At 61.4% G+C, this 15,219-nt stretch carries 14 protein-coding genes and 2 pseudogenes; 8 read left to right on the forward strand and 8 right to left on the reverse strand.

Features of this window, described 5'->3' with window-relative positions; translation table 11 throughout:
* Nucleotides 1-76 precede the first annotated feature (76 nt).
* Nucleotides 77-844, reverse strand: a complete 768-nt coding sequence (locus tag CLU80_RS30695; RefSeq protein ID WP_371748302.1) for a methyl-accepting chemotaxis protein — start codon at nt 842-844, stop codon at nt 77-79.
* A 90-nt stretch (nt 845-934) separates the two neighbouring features.
* A pseudogene (locus CLU80_RS30700) lies at nt 935-2,023 on the reverse strand (cache domain-containing protein); the annotation flags it as partial.
* Between the two features lie 447 nt (nt 2,024-2,470).
* Here CLU80_RS30700 and CLU80_RS16980 point away from each other — a divergent pair.
* Together CLU80_RS16980 and CLU80_RS16985 are read left to right on the forward strand one after the other, a co-directional pair.
* Nucleotides 2,471-3,367: a PA4780 family RIO1-like protein kinase gene (locus CLU80_RS16980; protein WP_007914672.1), complete on the forward strand. Its 897-nt coding sequence runs from the start codon at nt 2,471-2,473 to the stop codon at nt 3,365-3,367.
* A gap of 309 nt (nt 3,368-3,676) precedes the next feature.
* A complete protein-coding gene (locus CLU80_RS16985) occupies nt 3,677-4,885 on the forward strand; it encodes an MFS transporter (RefSeq protein ID WP_099757913.1) in 1,209 nt (402 codons plus the stop codon).
* Here CLU80_RS16985 and cueR read toward each other — a convergent pair.
* Both cueR and cueA read right to left on the reverse strand, forming a co-directional pair.
* Nucleotides 4,839-5,252, reverse strand: a complete 414-nt coding sequence (cueR, locus tag CLU80_RS16990) for a Cu(I)-responsive transcriptional regulator (RefSeq protein ID WP_025111722.1) — start codon at nt 5,250-5,252, stop codon at nt 4,839-4,841. The two genes, CLU80_RS16985 and cueR, sit on opposite strands and share 47 nt — an antisense overlap.
* Complete coding sequence (gene cueA, locus CLU80_RS16995) at nt 5,249-7,642, reverse strand: copper resistance metal-translocating P1-type ATPase CueA (protein ID WP_099757914.1); 2,394 nt, start codon at nt 7,640-7,642, stop codon at nt 5,249-5,251. Before cueA ends, cueR begins: the two co-directional genes overlap by 4 nt.
* A gap of 93 nt (nt 7,643-7,735) precedes the next feature.
* On the opposite strand from cueA, the pseudogene CLU80_RS17000 reads away from it, so the two are divergent.
* Nucleotides 7,736-7,828, forward strand: a pseudogene (locus CLU80_RS17000) (metal ABC transporter ATP-binding protein); the annotation flags it as partial.
* 8 nt (nt 7,829-7,836) lie between these two features.
* On the opposite strand, the gene CLU80_RS17005 reads toward CLU80_RS17000, so the two are convergent.
* Nucleotides 7,837-8,220, reverse strand: a complete 384-nt coding sequence (locus CLU80_RS17005) for a hypothetical protein (RefSeq protein ID WP_093430287.1) — start codon at nt 8,218-8,220, stop codon at nt 7,837-7,839.
* Between the two features lie 147 nt (nt 8,221-8,367).
* On the opposite strand from CLU80_RS17005, the gene CLU80_RS17010 reads away from it, so the two are divergent.
* A complete protein-coding gene (locus CLU80_RS17010) occupies nt 8,368-8,565 on the forward strand; it encodes a cation transporter (protein WP_007914683.1) in 198 nt (65 codons plus the stop codon).
* Between the two features lie 88 nt (nt 8,566-8,653).
* Nucleotides 8,654-9,856 (forward strand): multidrug effflux MFS transporter, encoded by a 1,203-nt coding sequence (locus CLU80_RS17015; protein ID WP_093430290.1) that lies wholly within the window; start codon nt 8,654-8,656, stop codon nt 9,854-9,856.
* Between the two features lie 5 nt (nt 9,857-9,861).
* On the opposite strand, the gene CLU80_RS30265 is transcribed toward CLU80_RS17015, so the two are convergent.
* The 3 genes from CLU80_RS30265 to CLU80_RS17025 form a co-directional block, all read right to left on the reverse strand.
* On the reverse strand, nt 9,862-10,035 hold the full coding sequence (locus CLU80_RS30265; protein ID WP_007914687.1) for a hypothetical protein: 174 nt from the start codon (nt 10,033-10,035) through the stop codon (nt 9,862-9,864).
* Between the two features lie 160 nt (nt 10,036-10,195).
* Nucleotides 10,196-11,209 (reverse strand): zinc-binding alcohol dehydrogenase family protein, encoded by a 1,014-nt coding sequence (locus CLU80_RS17020; RefSeq protein ID WP_099757915.1) that lies wholly within the window; start codon nt 11,207-11,209, stop codon nt 10,196-10,198.
* A 32-nt stretch (nt 11,210-11,241) separates the two neighbouring features.
* Nucleotides 11,242-11,535: a putative quinol monooxygenase gene (locus CLU80_RS17025; RefSeq protein ID WP_093430300.1), complete on the reverse strand. Its 294-nt coding sequence runs from the start codon at nt 11,533-11,535 to the stop codon at nt 11,242-11,244.
* A gap of 119 nt (nt 11,536-11,654) precedes the next feature.
* On the opposite strand from CLU80_RS17025, the gene vimR reads away from it, so the two are divergent.
* From vimR to CLU80_RS17040, 3 genes are all read left to right on the forward strand, one after another.
* Nucleotides 11,655-12,584 carry a transcription regulator VimR gene (gene vimR / locus CLU80_RS17030; RefSeq protein WP_093430303.1) on the forward strand — a complete coding sequence of 310 codons (930 nt, stop codon included), beginning with the start codon at nt 11,655-11,657 and terminating at the stop codon, nt 12,582-12,584.
* A gap of 317 nt (nt 12,585-12,901) precedes the next feature.
* Entirely contained in the window at nt 12,902-13,636 is a 735-nt protein-coding gene (locus CLU80_RS17035) for an ArsR/SmtB family transcription factor (RefSeq protein WP_093430305.1), read from the forward strand.
* Nucleotides 13,637-13,776: 140 nt separating this feature from the next.
* Entirely contained in the window at nt 13,777-15,159 is a 1,383-nt protein-coding gene (locus CLU80_RS17040; RefSeq protein ID WP_093430308.1) for an MFS transporter, read from the forward strand.
* The last annotated feature ends 60 nt before the right edge of the window (nt 15,160-15,219 follow it).

Consider the following 15,219-nt stretch of genomic DNA (forward strand, 5'->3'; position numbering starts at 1 on the left):
GATGCATAACGCCAGACACCTCGGTCAGCCCCCTCTCCCTCCGGGAGAGGGCTGGGGTGAGGGTGGCTGTTGAGGTTCAGGTACGAAACCGTCTGACCAACCCATCCAGCTCATTCGACAACCCCGCCAGACTCTGCGAATCCAGACGCGCCGAGTTGGCCAGTTCTGCCACCAACTGCGCATCCCCGTGAATCTGGCTGATGTGCCGGTTGATGTCCTCAGCCACCTGATGCTGTTCTTCAGCGGCGGTAGCGATTTGCGTGTTCATGTCACGGATCACGTCCACCGACTCGCGGATCTGCCCGAAACTCTCGCGCGCTTCGCCGATACGCGTCACCGACTGCTGCGAGACCTGCAGGCTGGCGTGCATCTGTTGTGTGACCTGACTGGTGCGCTTGGCCAGATTGCCGAGCAGACCATCGATCTCTGCCGTCGAATCCGCCGTGCGTTTGGCCAGGGCGCGCACCTCATCCGCCACCACGGCAAAACCGCGCCCCTGTTCACCGGCGCGAGCTGCTTCGATGGCGGCGTTGAGCGCCAGCAGGTTGGTCTGTTCGGCGATGGAGCGGATGGTGCCGAGGATCGACTGGATATCGTTGCTGTCGCGCTCCAGTTGTTGCATTGACTGCGCCGATTGCTCCAGCTCCTGGCTCAGTTGATCGACGCTGTGCACCGCCGCATCAATCTGTTGCTGGCCTTGGCGGGCCTGACGCTGGCCGCTGTCGGCGGAGTCCGCTGCCTGACTGCACGAGCGCGCGACTTCGTTAGCGGTGGCGACCATTTCGTGGAACGCGGTCGAGACCATGTCGACCGCTTCACGCTGACGCCCGGCGGCTTCGGCCATGTCGCTTGAGACGCGGGTCGAACTCTGCGAGGTCGCGAGGATTTTCCCGGCGGCGCCGCCGATGTGCTGGATCAGGCTGCGGATCGCGGTGAGGAACTGATTGAACCAGTTGGCCAGTTGCGCGGTTTCATCATTGCCACGGATGTCGAGGTTTTTGGTCAGGTCGCCTTCGCCCTGCGCAATGCCTTCCAGGCCACTGGCGACGCTGCGGATCGGCCGCACGATGAGGGTGGCGAAACTGGCGCCAACCACGGCGAACAGCACGGCGAGCACGGCGGCGATGATCGCGATCAGCCAGGTCAGTTGCGTGGCCGAGCTCATCACATCGCTCTGCTTGATCAGGCCGACGAAGGTCCAGCCCAATTGCTCCGATGGCCAGACGTTGGCCATGTAGCGCTCACCGTTAAGCTCGACTTCGACCAGGCCTTTGCCGGCCTTGGCCAGCTGCGCATAGCCTTCGCCGAGGCTGTCCAGCGGCTTGAAGTTGTGTTCCGGCTGTTTCGGATCGACCAGCACCGTGCCGCTGTTTTCCAGGAGCATCAGGTAGCCGGTTTCGCCCAGCTTGATCTGTTTGACGATCTCGGTGAGCTGCTTGAGCGTCACGTCGATGCTGACCACGCCGCCGTTGCTGCCGAGTTTGTTGTCGATGGTGCGCACGGTGCTGACGTAGGTCGCATCGTCCTGCGCCCAGTAGTAAGCGGCGGTCCGCAACGGTTTGCCCGGTTTGGCCTGGGCAGCCTTGTACCACGGCCGCTGACGCGGGTCGTAATTGTTGAGTTTGGGATCGTCCGGCCATGACACATAACCACCGGCGGCGGTGCCAACGATGGCGTAGGCGTAAGCCGGGTGGGCGTTGCCCAGGTCCTGGAGGAACGCGAAGACCTTTTTGTCCATCTCGCCCTGCGGGATGGATTCGGCGTTGGCGCTCATGTAGGTCTTGAGGCTGTCGTCGGTGTTTTTGATCAGCGGCTGCGACGCCAGGTAATCGACGTTCTGGCTGATGCCATCAAAAAACAGCTGCATGGCATTGCTGACCTGACGGATTTCGCGACCGCTGCTGTCGACAAAACTGTCCCGGGCATCGCTGCGCAAGTTCATCACCACCAGCGTTGCGACCAGCACCACCGGCAAGCAGGCGATGATTGCAAACGCCCACGTCAATTTCTGTTTGATGTTCATCCGCGCTCCAGATTTTCTTGTAGGCCCACGCAGTGCAGATGACTTGTGGTTTATTGGCAGCCGAAAACGTTGTGGATCACTCGTATCCCCGAGCGCGGCATCGCTGATTGTTGTGGAACGATTGCCGGACAAATCCCTCTGTCATTGAGGGCTTCGGCTGCAAAACAGGGAAATTGAGGCGACTTTGCAAAAATCTGCCGAAGGGGCATCAGCCGGATGTCAGATTCTGTCGCAAATGCCCTTGAAGACATGTACCAACAAGTACAACAGCCTCGGCTATGATTCCCCACGGTCGATGCGCGAGCGCAGAGTTGGCCCTGTTTAATCCGGCACAGTGTGTGCATTCTCAACGTTCACAGGTCGGCAACCCCTCCCCGTGATGCGAGGATTGCCGTATAACGAGTGACATTCGCGTGTTTGGTAATAAAGGACCCACAATAAAAGCTGATGAAGACTCCAAAACGCATTGAACCCCTGATCGAGGACGGTCTGGTCGACGAGGTGCTGCGCCCACTGATGAGTGGCAAAGAAGCAGCTGTTTATGTGGTGCGCTGCGGCAATCAGTTACGTTGCGCAAAGGTCTACAAGGAGGCGAACAAACGCAGTTTCCGCCAGGCGGCCGAGTATCAGGAAGGCCGCAAGGTGCGCAACAGCCGACAGGCTCGCGCAATGGCAAAGGGCTCCAAGTTCGGTCGCAAAGAGACCGAAGATGCCTGGCAGAACGCCGAAGTGGCGGCGCTGTTCCGTCTGGCCGGCGCCGGTGTGCGGGTGCCCAAACCCTACGACTTCCTCGACGGCGTGCTGTTGATGGAACTGGTGGCCGACGAGTTCGGCGATGCCGCGCCGCGTCTCAATGACGTGGTGCTGGAGCCGGATCAGGCGCGCGAGTATCACGCGTTCCTGATTTCGCAGATCGTGCTGATGTTGTGTACCGGTCTGGTGCACGGTGACCTCTCGGAGTTCAACGTGCTGCTGACGCCGACCGGCCCGGTCATCATCGACCTGCCGCAAGCTGTCGACGCTGCCGGCAACAACCACGCGTTCAGCATGCTGGAGCGCGACGTTGGCAACATGGCTTCCTACTTCGGACGCTTTGCCCCGGAGTTGAAGCTGACCAAATACGCCAAGGAAATGTGGGCGTTGTACGAAGCCGGCACTCTGCACCCAAACAGTGTGCTCACCGGTGAGTTCGATGATCCGGAAGACCTGGCCGACGTTGGCGGGGTGTTGCGCGAGATCGAAGCGGCGCGCCTCGACGAGGAACGCAAGCAGGCCATCCGTGCAGCGGACGACGAGCCGAAAGGCAAGTCCGACGAACCACCGCCACCACCGTGGATGCAGTGATTGCTTGATGAGAAACCCGGCTTCGGCCGGGTTTTTTGTTTGAATCAGAAGCCTTGGAACCCAGAAGCCCCTCACCCCAGCCCTCTCCCAGAGGGAGAGGGGGCCGACCGAGGTGTCTTGCGTCATACATCGACCTGAAAAAACGAGTCGATTATGGATTCAACGAAAAACGTTCAGGTCGGTGTACCTCCCAAATATCCCCCAATCAGTCCCCTCTCCCCATGGGAGAGGGTTAGGGTGAGGGCTCTTTCGGATCCCCGCAAATTCAAGTCTACTGTCCACCGCCCCAACCACACTCAAGGACTGAATGTGACCACCCCGAGCAACACCCACCTGATCGTCACCGCTCGACTGATCTCCGATTTCGGCGCCTTCCTCAACATGGTCGCGCTGGCCACCTACGTCTACCTGCTGAGCAACAGCGCAATAAGCGTCGGGATCTTTCTCGCCAGTCGTGTCGGCGGGGGGATTTTTGCCAGTCTGATCGGCACCGCGTTTTACCGTCGTTGCAGCGGACGCGCACCGCTGATCGCCTTCGACCTGCTGCGCGCCAGCGTGCTCGGTCTGTTGTTGATCGTGCCCGTCAGCCAACAGGCCTTGCTGTTGCCGGTGATCGCCTTCGGTCTGGGCCTGGGCAATTCGATGTTTGCCATCGGCCTCAACAGCCAGTTGCCGCGTCTGGTCCCCGCTGATCAACTGCTCAAGGCCAACGCCTGGATCACTTCGGCCTCATCCGCTGCGATGGTTGGCGGCAGTCTGGTTTCAGGTTTGCTGGTCGCGGGGTTTGGTTTTGAAACGGTGTTCGCACTGAATGCGCTGACCTATTTGCTGGCCGCGTTATTGATTGTGCCGCTGCGGTTCGCACCCGCAACCGTCAACGACGCACCGGAACGCGGCGAATGGACAGCGCTCAAGCAAGGCCTGCGTTCTGCGCCGGTGATTGCCGCGATGCTCGCGGTCACCATGGCCGACACTTTGGGCAGCGCCGCGCACAACGTCGGCTTTCCGATCATCTCCAGACTGCTCACGCCGGAGTCGGCGAGTACCACGCTGGGGCTGATGCTCGCAGTTTGGGCCAGCGGCAAGCTCCTCGGTGCGCGAATCGCCAGCCGTCTCAAAGGCTCGGACAACATCCATCTGGAACGGCGGTTTTTCTTTGGCGTGGCGCTGATGTCCTGCGGCTTTATCCTGATGTTCCAGCAACACAGCCTCTATGCTCTGTTGCTGTTTTCCTTGCCGGCAGGGTTGGGTGACGGTTTTTCCGAGGTCGGGCTGATGTCGCGTCTGCAACGTGAACCCGAGCAATTGCGCCTGCCGATCTTTAGCGTACTGACTTTGCTGCAAATGACCGGGTTCGGTATCGGCATGCTGATCGCCGCGCCGTTCTACGCGTGGTGGACGCCGGGTGCCGTGGTCATGCTGTTCCACGGCATTCCGCTCAGTACGTTGCTGCTGGTGAAAGTTCTGGCGCTCAAGCGCGGGCGGGTTGTGCGCAGCAGCCCGACGCCAGCTCCTTGAGGATCGGGCAATCGGGGCGGTGGTCGCCGTTGCAGTGCTCGACGAGGTCTTGCAGGGTGTCGCGTAATTCGCCGAGCTCGCGAATCTTCTGGTTCAACTCGTCGATGTGCTGGCGCGCCAATGCTTTCACATCGGCGCTGGCCCGTTGGCGATCCTGCCAAAGGGTCAGCAGTTTGCCGACTTCCTCCAGCGAAAAGCCCAGATCCCGCGAGCGCTTGATAAACGCCAGCGTGTGCAGATCATCGTCGCCATAGACCCGGTAACCGCTGTCAGTGCGATGCGCCGCTTTGAGCAGGCCGATCGACTCGTAATAGCGGATCATTTTCGCGCTCAGGCCACTGTGTCTGGCCGCTTGGCCGATGTTCATCGGTGTTCCTCCAGGTCCTTGGGTTTCCAGGTTTTCAACAGTAACGCATTGCTCACCACGCTGACGCTCGACAGCGCCATCGCCGCGCCGGCCAGCACCGGATTGAGGAAGCCGAACGCCGCCAGCGGAATGCCTATCAGGTTATAGACGAAGGCCCAGAACAGGTTCTGGCGGATCTTCGCATAAGTCTTGCGACTGATCTCCAGTGCCGCCGGCACCAACCGTGGATCGCCGCGCATCAGGGTAATGCCCGCCGCGTGCATGGCGACGTCGGTGCCGCCACCCATGGCGATACCGATGTCGGCAGCGGCGAGGGCCGGGGCGTCGTTGATGCCGTCACCGACCATGGCGACCACGCCGGTTTTTTTCAGCTCGCTGACGGTCGCGGCTTTGTCCGCTGGCAGCACTTCGGCGTGGACATTGCTGATACCGAGGGCCTCGGCGACCACGCGCGCACTGCCACGGTTGTCGCCGGTCAGCAGATGGCTGTGGATATCGCGGGCGGCGAGCTGCTGCACGGCTTCCAGTGCACCGGGTTTCAGGGTGTCACCGAAGGCGAACAAGCCGAGCACTTTCGGTTCCGGGCTTTGCTCGATTAACCACGACAGCGTGCGGCCCTCGGCTTCCCAAGTCTGGGCAGATTCGCTCAGGTTGCCCGCGTTCAAAGCACTTTCTTCGAGCATCCGCCGATTGCCCAGCGCCAGACGCCGGCCTTCAAGATTGCCGGCAATGCCGCGACCGGTCAGCGATTGACTGTCGCTGACATCCGGCACGTTCAGGCCTCGTTCCGCTGCGGCATCGAGTACCGCTTTGGCCAACGGATGTTCACTGCCGCGTTGCAGCGCGCCGGCCAGTTTCAGCAGCGTGTCTTCATCACCATCCATTGCACTGAAATGGGCAATGCGCGGCGTGCCGGAGGTCAGCGTGCCGGTTTTGTCGAACACCACACTGCTGACTTCATGGGCGCGTTCCAGCGCTTCGGCGTCCTTGATCAGAATGCCGTGACGCGCGGCCACGCCGGTGCCGGCCATGATCGCCGTCGGCGTGGCAAGGCCCAGCGCACAAGGGCAGGCGATGACCAGCACCGCGACGGCGTTGATCAACGCGGTCTCCATGGGGGCGCCGTAGAGCCACCAGCCGATCAGTGTCACCAACGCGATCAGCAACACCGTTGGCACGAAGATCTGGCTGACTTTATCCACCAGTTTCTGGATCGGTGCTTTCGCGGCTTGAGCGTCCTCAACCAGACGAATGATCCGTGCCAGCACGGTTTCTGCGCCGAGCGCCAGGGTGCGCACCAGCAAGCGGCCTTCACCGTTGATCGCGCCGCCGGTGACTTTGTCTCCGGGTTGTTTCGGTACCGGCAGGCTTTCGCCGCTGATCAGTGCTTCATCGGCGTGGCTCTGGCCTTCGATGACTTCGCCGTCGACCGGGAAACGCTCGCCGGGTTTGACCAGCACCAGATCGTTCAGGCGCAAGGCGCTGATGGCGACATCCTGCTCGCGACCGTCGATGACTTGAATCGCCCGTTCCGGACGCAATGCTTCCAGCGCGCGGATGGCGCTGGCGGTCTGGCGTTTGGCGCGGCTCTCCAGGTATTTGCCGAGCAGCACCAAGGCAATGACCACCGCCGACGCTTCGAAATACAGATGCGGCATGCGCCCGGCGGCGGTCGCCCACTCGTAAAGACTCAAGCCGTAGCCGGCGCTGGTGCCGAGGGCCACCAGCAAGTCCATGTTGCCCGCTCCGGCACGCACGGCTTTCCACGCGGCGACATAAAAACGTGCACCGAAAATGAACTGCACCGGCGTGGCGAGGGCGAATTGCGCCCAGGCCGGGAGCATCCAGTGGATGCCGAACGGTTGCAGCAACATCGGCGCCACCAGCGGCAGGGCGAGGGCAATCGTGCAGATCAGCGCCCAGCGTTCATGCTTGAGGCGCTGTTGCTGGTTATCGGTTTGCGGGTGTTCGGCTTGCCAGACGCTGGCCGAATAACCGGCCTTGCTCACGGCCTCAAGCAGCGTTTGCGGGTCGACCTGACCGAGCAATTCGAGGTGTGCGCGTTCGTTGGCCAGGTTCACGCTGACGCTTTTCACGCCCGGCACTTTGTTCAGCGCACGTTCGACGCGACCGACGCAGGAGGCGCAGGTCATGCCTTCGATATTCAATTCGATAGCCTGCTGCGGCACGCTGTAACCGGCGCGCTCAACTGCTGCCATCAAGGCCGGCAGACTGTCGCCGGGCGCCTGTACGCGGGCCTGCTCGGTGGCGAGGTTGACGCTGACGGCACTGGCACCGCTGACTTTGCTCAAGGCCCGCTCGACACGCCCGGCACAACTGGCGCAGGTCATGCCGGTAATCGGCAGATCGAACGTGATGGAATCGGACATCGGTCGTACTCCCTGTAGTAGATGCCTACAAGGATCAACCTTGCCATGCGGGCAAGGTCAAGCGCCAATCTTTGACGCGCCGCAAAACCAACTGTGGGAGCGAGCCTGCTCGCGAAAGCGGCGGGTCAGTCAACATCATCGCTGAATGACACACCGTATTCGCGAGCAGGCTCGCTCCCACAATTGGGATTTACTTAGTATTCGAGATCGGCGCGCTTCAAGTAGACGCCTTCCGAATTCATCGCCAACCGATACTTCAGCACATCACCGGCATGCAATTTGATCTCCTGCGACCCCGGCGCGAGCATCCCCGGGTTACAACCGGCGACCTGTCCCGGCAGCAACTTCAAGCGCAGCGAAACAGTCCCCGGCGGCAAGTTGAAGGAAATGCTTTGCTCCTGCAGCAGCCGCGCCGAAAGCTGATCCTGGATGTACACGCCGATCTCGCAAGAAGTCGACACTTCCAGGCGCTCGCGGGAAATAATCAGCACCGCATAATCCTCGCCAGCAGCTTGCACTTGAGGGACGGCGGCAAAGAGGCTGAGAAAGCCAAACAGGCTGAAAGCTGACCAGCGCATGGCTGAATCTCCTGAATCGAGTCATTGATGTACGCAGCTTGGCCGAGCGCGACGCCGATTGCCAGCCCGGCAGTTTATTGAAGAACTTGACCTTGCCATCGTGGCAAGCTCGAGACTGCCGGCAACCTCACTCAAAGGAGTCATTCCATGCAAGTGTTCAACGTTCAAGGCATGTCCTGCGGTCACTGCGTCAAAGCCATCACCAACGCCGTGCAGGCCAAGGATCCAGCGGCCAGTGTGCGGGTTGATCTGGCGGCTAAAGAGGTCGGCGTCGAAAGCGCCATGAGTGCTGATCAGGTCATCGAAGCGATCCGCGAGGAAGGATATGAGGTGAAGCTCGTCTGAATTTGATCGTTAGCGAGCTATCGGAATGTTCAAGGCGTTCGGGCGCGGCTAGACTGTCGGGCTGCCGACTTGCCAACCTGGATGCCTGATGAACTTCCGTACCATTCTGATTCTCGGTGCCTTGACCGCCTTCGGGCCCTTGGCGATCGACTTCTATTTACCTGCCTTTCCCTCGATGGCGCTGGCGTTCGGCACCGACGAGAAACACGTGCAGATGACGCTGGCGGCGTATTTCGCCGGTCTGTCCATCGGCCAACTGGCTTATGGCCCGGTGGCGGACCGCTTCGGCCGACGTATTCCGTTGCTCGTTGGTCTGACGCTGTTCACTTTGGCGTCGCTGGCCTGCGCTTATGCGCCAAACCTGGAATGGCTGATCGGTGCGCGTTTCGTCCAGGCGCTGGGCGGCTGTGCCGGGATGGTGATTTCCCGGGCGGTAGTCAGCGACAAGTGCGATGCAGTCGGTTCGGCGAAAGTCTTTTCGCAATTGATGCTGGTGATGGGCCTGGCGCCGATTCTGGCGCCGATGCTCGGCGGTCTGCTGGTCAACACCACAGGCTGGCAGTCGATCTTCCTGGTGCTGACCGGCTTCAGCGCATTGGCCGGGTTGGCCGTGGCGCTGGGGCTGCCGGAAAGTATGCCGGCGCACATGCCGCGTCAGCCGTTGTCCGGCGCGCTGCGTCAGTACGGGCGCTTGCTCAAGGACCGGGTTTACCTCGGCCACGCCCTGACCGGCGGCATCGCCATCGCCGGGATGTTCGCTTACATCGCGGGTTCACCGTTCATTTTCATCAAACTTTACGGCGTGCCGGCCGAGCATTTCGGCTGGCTGTTCGGCACTAACGCGGCGGGGTTCATTTTGGTGGCGCAGGTCAACGCGCGGATGTTGGCCAAGCGCGGCCCGGCATTCCTGCTGTCGCGGGCGGTATGGGTTTACTTCGCCGCCGGGCTGACGCTGCTCGCGGTCAGCGCAATGCACACAGAGTCCTTGTGGCCGCTGCTGATTCCACTGTTCATCTGCGTGTCAAGCCTGGGTTGCATCAGCCCGAACGCCGCCGCTTGCGCGATGAACGGGCAGGGCGCACGGGCCGGCAGTGCTTCGGCGTTGCTCGGTTGCATGCAATTCAGTGTCGCCGCCGGCGCTTCGGCACTGGTGGGGGTCTTGCACGACGGCACCGCCGTGCCGATGGCCATGGTCATCAGCCTGTGCGGTTTGCTGGTGGTGTGCGTGGCGCTGCTCACCCGCCGTCTGCAGAATGCCCGGGCACTGGCGCAAGCTCAGGCCGAGGCATAAATACCTCAGCCGGCAGCGCGCTGCTGGCTGCGATCGGGAATCTGATGGGGTGCGCACAGTCGCGCTTCGAGGGTGCGGGTGAAGGCCAGTGCTTCGGCTTCACTGCGGAATGTCACGGCGTGCTGGTCCAGACGAACCTGCCATTGAGACTTTGCCACTTCTTTTATCAGGATCTTCATTGCTGACCTCCCTTGCGTAAAAGATGTATCGCAGAGGCTTCGATTGTAGACCTGAATACGATCGCAATTGTGACAAGGGTCAAGCATCGGACTGACGGCAAAAAACAGCGCAGCCCCGCCGACCGCTCTAGGTTCGGCGAAGGCTGCGCTGTGCGGTTTTTTAGAAACCTTCTAAAACAATTTTGCCCTTGGCTTTGCCACTTTCCAGCAGCTCATGGGCGCGACGCAGGTTCGCCGCATTGATCGTGCCGAAATGCTCGCCCACCGTGGTCTTCAACGTCCCGGCATCAATCAGATCCGCCACGCGGTTGAGCAGTTTGTGCTGCTCGATCATGTCTGGCGTCTCGAACAGCGAGCGGGTGTACATGAACTCCCAGTGCAGCGACAGGCTCTTGCGCTTGAGCTTGCTCACGTCCAGCGACTTCGGATCGTCGATCAACGCCAGTTTGCCTTGCGGCGCCAGCGCTTCGACCAGTTGATCCAGGTGCTGGTCGGTCTGGGTCAGGCTGGCGACGTGGGTCACGCTGTCGATCCCGGCGCGCTTGAGTTCTTCGCTCAGCGGCTGGCTGTGATCGATGACCAGGTCGGCGCCCAGTTCTTTGACCCAATCGCGGGTTTGCTCGCGGGACGCGGTGCCGATCACCTTCAGGCCGGTCAGTTGCCTGGCCAATTGCGTCAGGATCGAGCCAACCCCGCCGGCGGCACCGACGATCAGCAGGCTCTGGCCTTCATCGGTATTGCCTTCGCGGATTTGCAGGCGCTCGAACAACAACTCCCATGCGGTGATCGCGGTCAGCGGCAGTGCGGCGGCTTCGGCAAAACCGAGGGATTTCGGCATATGGCCGACGATGCGCTCATCCACCACGTGCAGTTCACTGTTGCCGCCGGCACGGGCGATGGAGCCGGCGTAGAAAACCTTGTCGCCGGCCTTGAACAACGTCACTTCGCTGCCGACAGCCTTGACCACACCGGCAACGTCCCAACCCAGCACTTTCGCCGCGCCGTTTTCCGGTGCCGCGTTCTGCCGCACTTTGGTGTCGACCGGGTTGACCGAAATGGCTTTGACTTCCACCAGCACGTCGCGCGGGCCGGCGACCGGTTCTGGCAGTTCGATGTCTTGCAGGGACTTGGCGTCGTTGATCGGCAGGGAAGCGTAATAGGCGATGGCTTTCATGAGTGGCTCCGTACGGGTAATAGAAGAAGGGATCAGACAATCGCGCCGAGGCGCTTGAGTTGGAAGTGTTCGATGGCGTGGCCGGCGCTGGCCTGGAAATGCTGGAAATGCGCGCTGGCGTTGTGCGCCTCAAGAATCGCTTCGCTGGCCCAGTGTTCGATCACATAAAACACCTGCGGATCAGCGAGGTCGCGGTGCAAGTCGTACTGGCTGCAACCGTCTTCGGCGCGGCTCGGTTCAACCAGGGCGCGCAGGCCTTGTTCGAGAAGATCCTGTTGGCCGGGTTTGGCGGTCAGGGTGGCGATAGCGGTGAAGGGCTGGGACATGCTCGGCTCCAGAGACGCGGGATGAATGCGATGGAGAGATGATTGGCTATTTCTCTGCGAGATAAAACCGGCTAAAAGAGCAGTCTCTTTCAATATTTTTTTGATAATCGAGGCTGAGCATGCTGCGTTTTGACGATTTGCAGTTGTTTGTCCGGGCGGCGGATCTGGGCAGTCTGTCGGCAGCCGCGCGGGTGATGGACATGTCCGCTGCCGTGGCGAGTGCGGCGTTGAAACGGATCGAACAGCAGCTCGGTGCGCGCTTGCTCGCGCGCTCGACCCGCAGTCTGCGCCTGACAGCCGAGGGCGACGGCTTTCTCGAATACGCGCGGGCGGCGCTGAGCAACCTTGATGAAGGCCGGCGCTTGCTGGCCAGCGGACAGGATCAGGTCAGTGGTGTCCTGCAGTTGTCGGCGCCTTCGGACTTCGGCCGCAACCTGTTGCTGCCGTGGCTCGACGAGTTCCAGCGCGAGCATCCGAAGCTGACCGTGCGCTTGCTGCTCGGCGATCGCATCGCCGACCTGTTCCGCCAACCCGTGGACATCGCTTTGCGTTACGGCGAGCCGGAGGACTCGAGTCTGGTTGCTTTGCCTATCGCCCCGCACAACCGCCGTGTGCTGTGCGCCTCCCCGGCGTATCTGGCCCGACACGGCGAACCGCGCCAGCTCGAACAACTGGCCCAGCACAACTGCCTGTTGTACATGCTCGGCAGCCGGGTGCATGACCATTGGAGTTTTCATGACGGTAAACGTGAAGTTGGTCTGACCGTCAGTGGTGACCGTTTCAGCGATGACGCCGACGTTGTGCGTCTGTGGGCGGTGGCCGGCGCCGGCATTGCCTACAAGTCGTGGCTGGACGTGGGCGCCGATGTGCTCGCCGGGCGGCTCAAAGTGCTGCTGCCAGAGCTGCTTTGTGAGCGCGCACCGCTGAATTTGTTGTGCGCCCATCGCGCCCAATTGAGTAAGCCGGTGAACCTTCTGAGGGAAATGCTCGCCAGCCGATGCGCTGAAGTGAGTAGTCAATTTCCCGCTTTTTCGGAAGTTGATCATTAGTCGCAGGTAAATAGAGAAATTTCTGTCAGGAACAATCACCACCTGCGCAGGCCCCGGCGCAGGACGCGCGGGCTAACCCGCTTATACTAGCGCCCGCCTCATGCCAGCACCGACACCCCGGCCCGGAGACCCTCGCACCGCGTCGCCAGTCTTCGAGTGACGGTCGCGCAACTGCTGCGGGTTCTGTGCCGGAGCAGGCTGCGTCAGCGGCTTGCCTCGCCCCGGTTCATGGCGATTTTCGCGTCTTGGCCGATGACTCATTACCGGCCAAGATGTCTCCGAGCAGTAGACGATACGATTCAACAGGGAGTGAACACATGGAACATGCACCTTGCATCAGCCAGATCGCCACGTTGCTGGCCGACCCCAAGCGCAGCGCGATGATGTGGGCGTTGATGGATGGCTCGGCCCGGCAAACCGAGGAGCTTGCGCTACTGGCAGGGCTGTCGCCATCGTCGGCCAGTGCGCATCTGGCGCGGCTATCCACGGGTGGTCTGTTGAAGGTCGAAGTCCGTGGTCGCAAACGCTTTTTCCGTCTCTCGGCACCGGAGGTCGGTGCTGCGATAGAAGCATTGGCCAGCGCCACCATTGCCAGTGCTCCACGGGAAATTCCCGAGGTCTTCAAACGCACCACCCCCATGGCCAAACCGCAAACCGCGCCGTCCTCATTGTTGCGCGCGCGTTTTTGCGATGACCACCTCGGCGGTACGCTGGCGGCGGACCTGTATCAGCGCTTGCTCGATGCCGGCTGGATCGAACAGCTCGAACAACGCGTCGTGGTGACCCACAAGGGTTCGAAACTGTTGGCTGGACGTGGCGTGTTCATTCAGGCGCTGGCCCATCGCAACGTGCAGGTGGCGTGTGCTTGTCCAGACTGGAGCGAACGTCGTCCGCACATGGGGGGATCACTCGGCGCCGCGTTATTGCAGTTGTTCATGCAGTCCGGCTGGCTGACCCTGCCCAACGACTCGAGAGCTTTGCAATTGACCGCCACCGGCCAACGGGAACTTCACCGTTTCGCCAAGGAGACCGAGCTGGAAATGGCGTTGTAGAGCACTCGCAATCGACGGCCGGAACTGCGTAAGCGCTTCTGGCGTCGCCCGCGACTGCGAACAGGTCGTATCCAGCACGAACGCCGTTTCGCGATCAAGCACACTCGATCCGGGGATATTTTTCGGATGGGGGAGGTGGCATGGAGACTCACGGCTACAGCGCGGCAGAACGTCTGGAACGACTGCCGATCAGCGGTTATCACCGGATCATTTTCATCATCATCGCCTTGGCGTTTTTCTTCGATTCCATGGATCTGGCGATGATGACCTTCCTGCTCGGCTCGATCAAAGCCGAGTTCGGTCTGAGCAGTGCGCAAGCGGGGTTGCTCGCCAGCTCGAGTTTTTTCGGCATGGTGCTGGGGGCGTCGCTGTCCGGCATGCTCGCCGATCGCTTCGGGCGCAAACCGGTGTTTCAGTGGAGCATCGTGCTGTGGGGCGTGGCCAGTTATCTGTGCTCGACAGCGCAAACGGTCGAGACGCTGACGCTGTTCCGCATCCTGTTGGGGATCGGTATGGGCATGGAGTTTCCGATCGCCCAGTCGATGCTGTCCGAGCTGATTCCAGCGCAGCGCCGCGGACGTTACATCGCGTTGATGGACGGCTTCTGGCCTCTCGGCTTCGTTGCTGCCGGCGTGCTGTCCTACTTTCTGCTGCCGCTGATTGGCTGGCGCGACATCTTTCTGGTCTTGGCGGTGCCGGCGGTGTTCGTACTGGCGATCAGGTTTTTCATTCCCGAGTCACCGCGCTGGCTGGAGCAGGCCGGGCGCGATGACGCTGCGGATAAGGTGTTGAACGGCATCGAGGCGCGGGTGCGTTCGTCGCTCGGCGGTGCCGCGTTGCCGGAACCGATTCGATTGCCGCGTACCGTGACGCCGCCGGGCAACTTCTTTGCGGCGCTGAAACAGATCTGGTCGCCGCAGTATCGCCAGCGCACGACGATGCTCTGGAGTCTGTGGTTCTTTGCGCTGCTCGGCTTTTACGGGCTGACGTCGTGGCTCAGTGCGCTGTTGCAACAGTCGGGTTTCGCGGTGACGCAGTCGGTGTATTACACGGTGCTGATTTCCCTGGGCGGGATTCCCGGGTTTCTCATGGCCGCATGGCTGGTTGAGCGCTGGGGGCGCAAACCGGTATGCATCGTGACGTTGCTCGGCGGAGGTGTAATGGCGTTCCTGTATGGGCAGAGCGCGGTGTTTGGCGGCAACGTGGCGCTGCTGATCGGCACCGGTTTGCTGATGCAGTTTTTCCTGTTCGGCATGTGGGCGGTGCTCTACACCTATACGCCGGAGCTTTATCCGACGTCGGCGCGGGCGACCGGCTCGGGCTTCGCCTCGGCGATTGGCCGCGTAGGTTCGCTGCTCGGGCCGTTGGTGACCGGACTGGTGTTCCCGATTACCGGGCAGGGCGGGGTGTTTGCGCTGGGCGCGGCGTGCTTTGCGATTGCGGCGGGGGTGGTGTGGTTGTTCGGGATGGAGACGCGGGGTAAGACCCTGGAAGAGCTGACTGAAGCCCAATCCATCGGCTAACACCGATCCAATGTAGGAGTGAGCCTGCTCGCGATAGCGGTCTGTCAGGTAACACATCGG

This window comes from Pseudomonas sp. 29 (assembly GCF_002754355.1).
GTDB lineage: Bacteria > Pseudomonadota > Gammaproteobacteria > Pseudomonadales > Pseudomonadaceae > Aquipseudomonas > Aquipseudomonas neuropathica.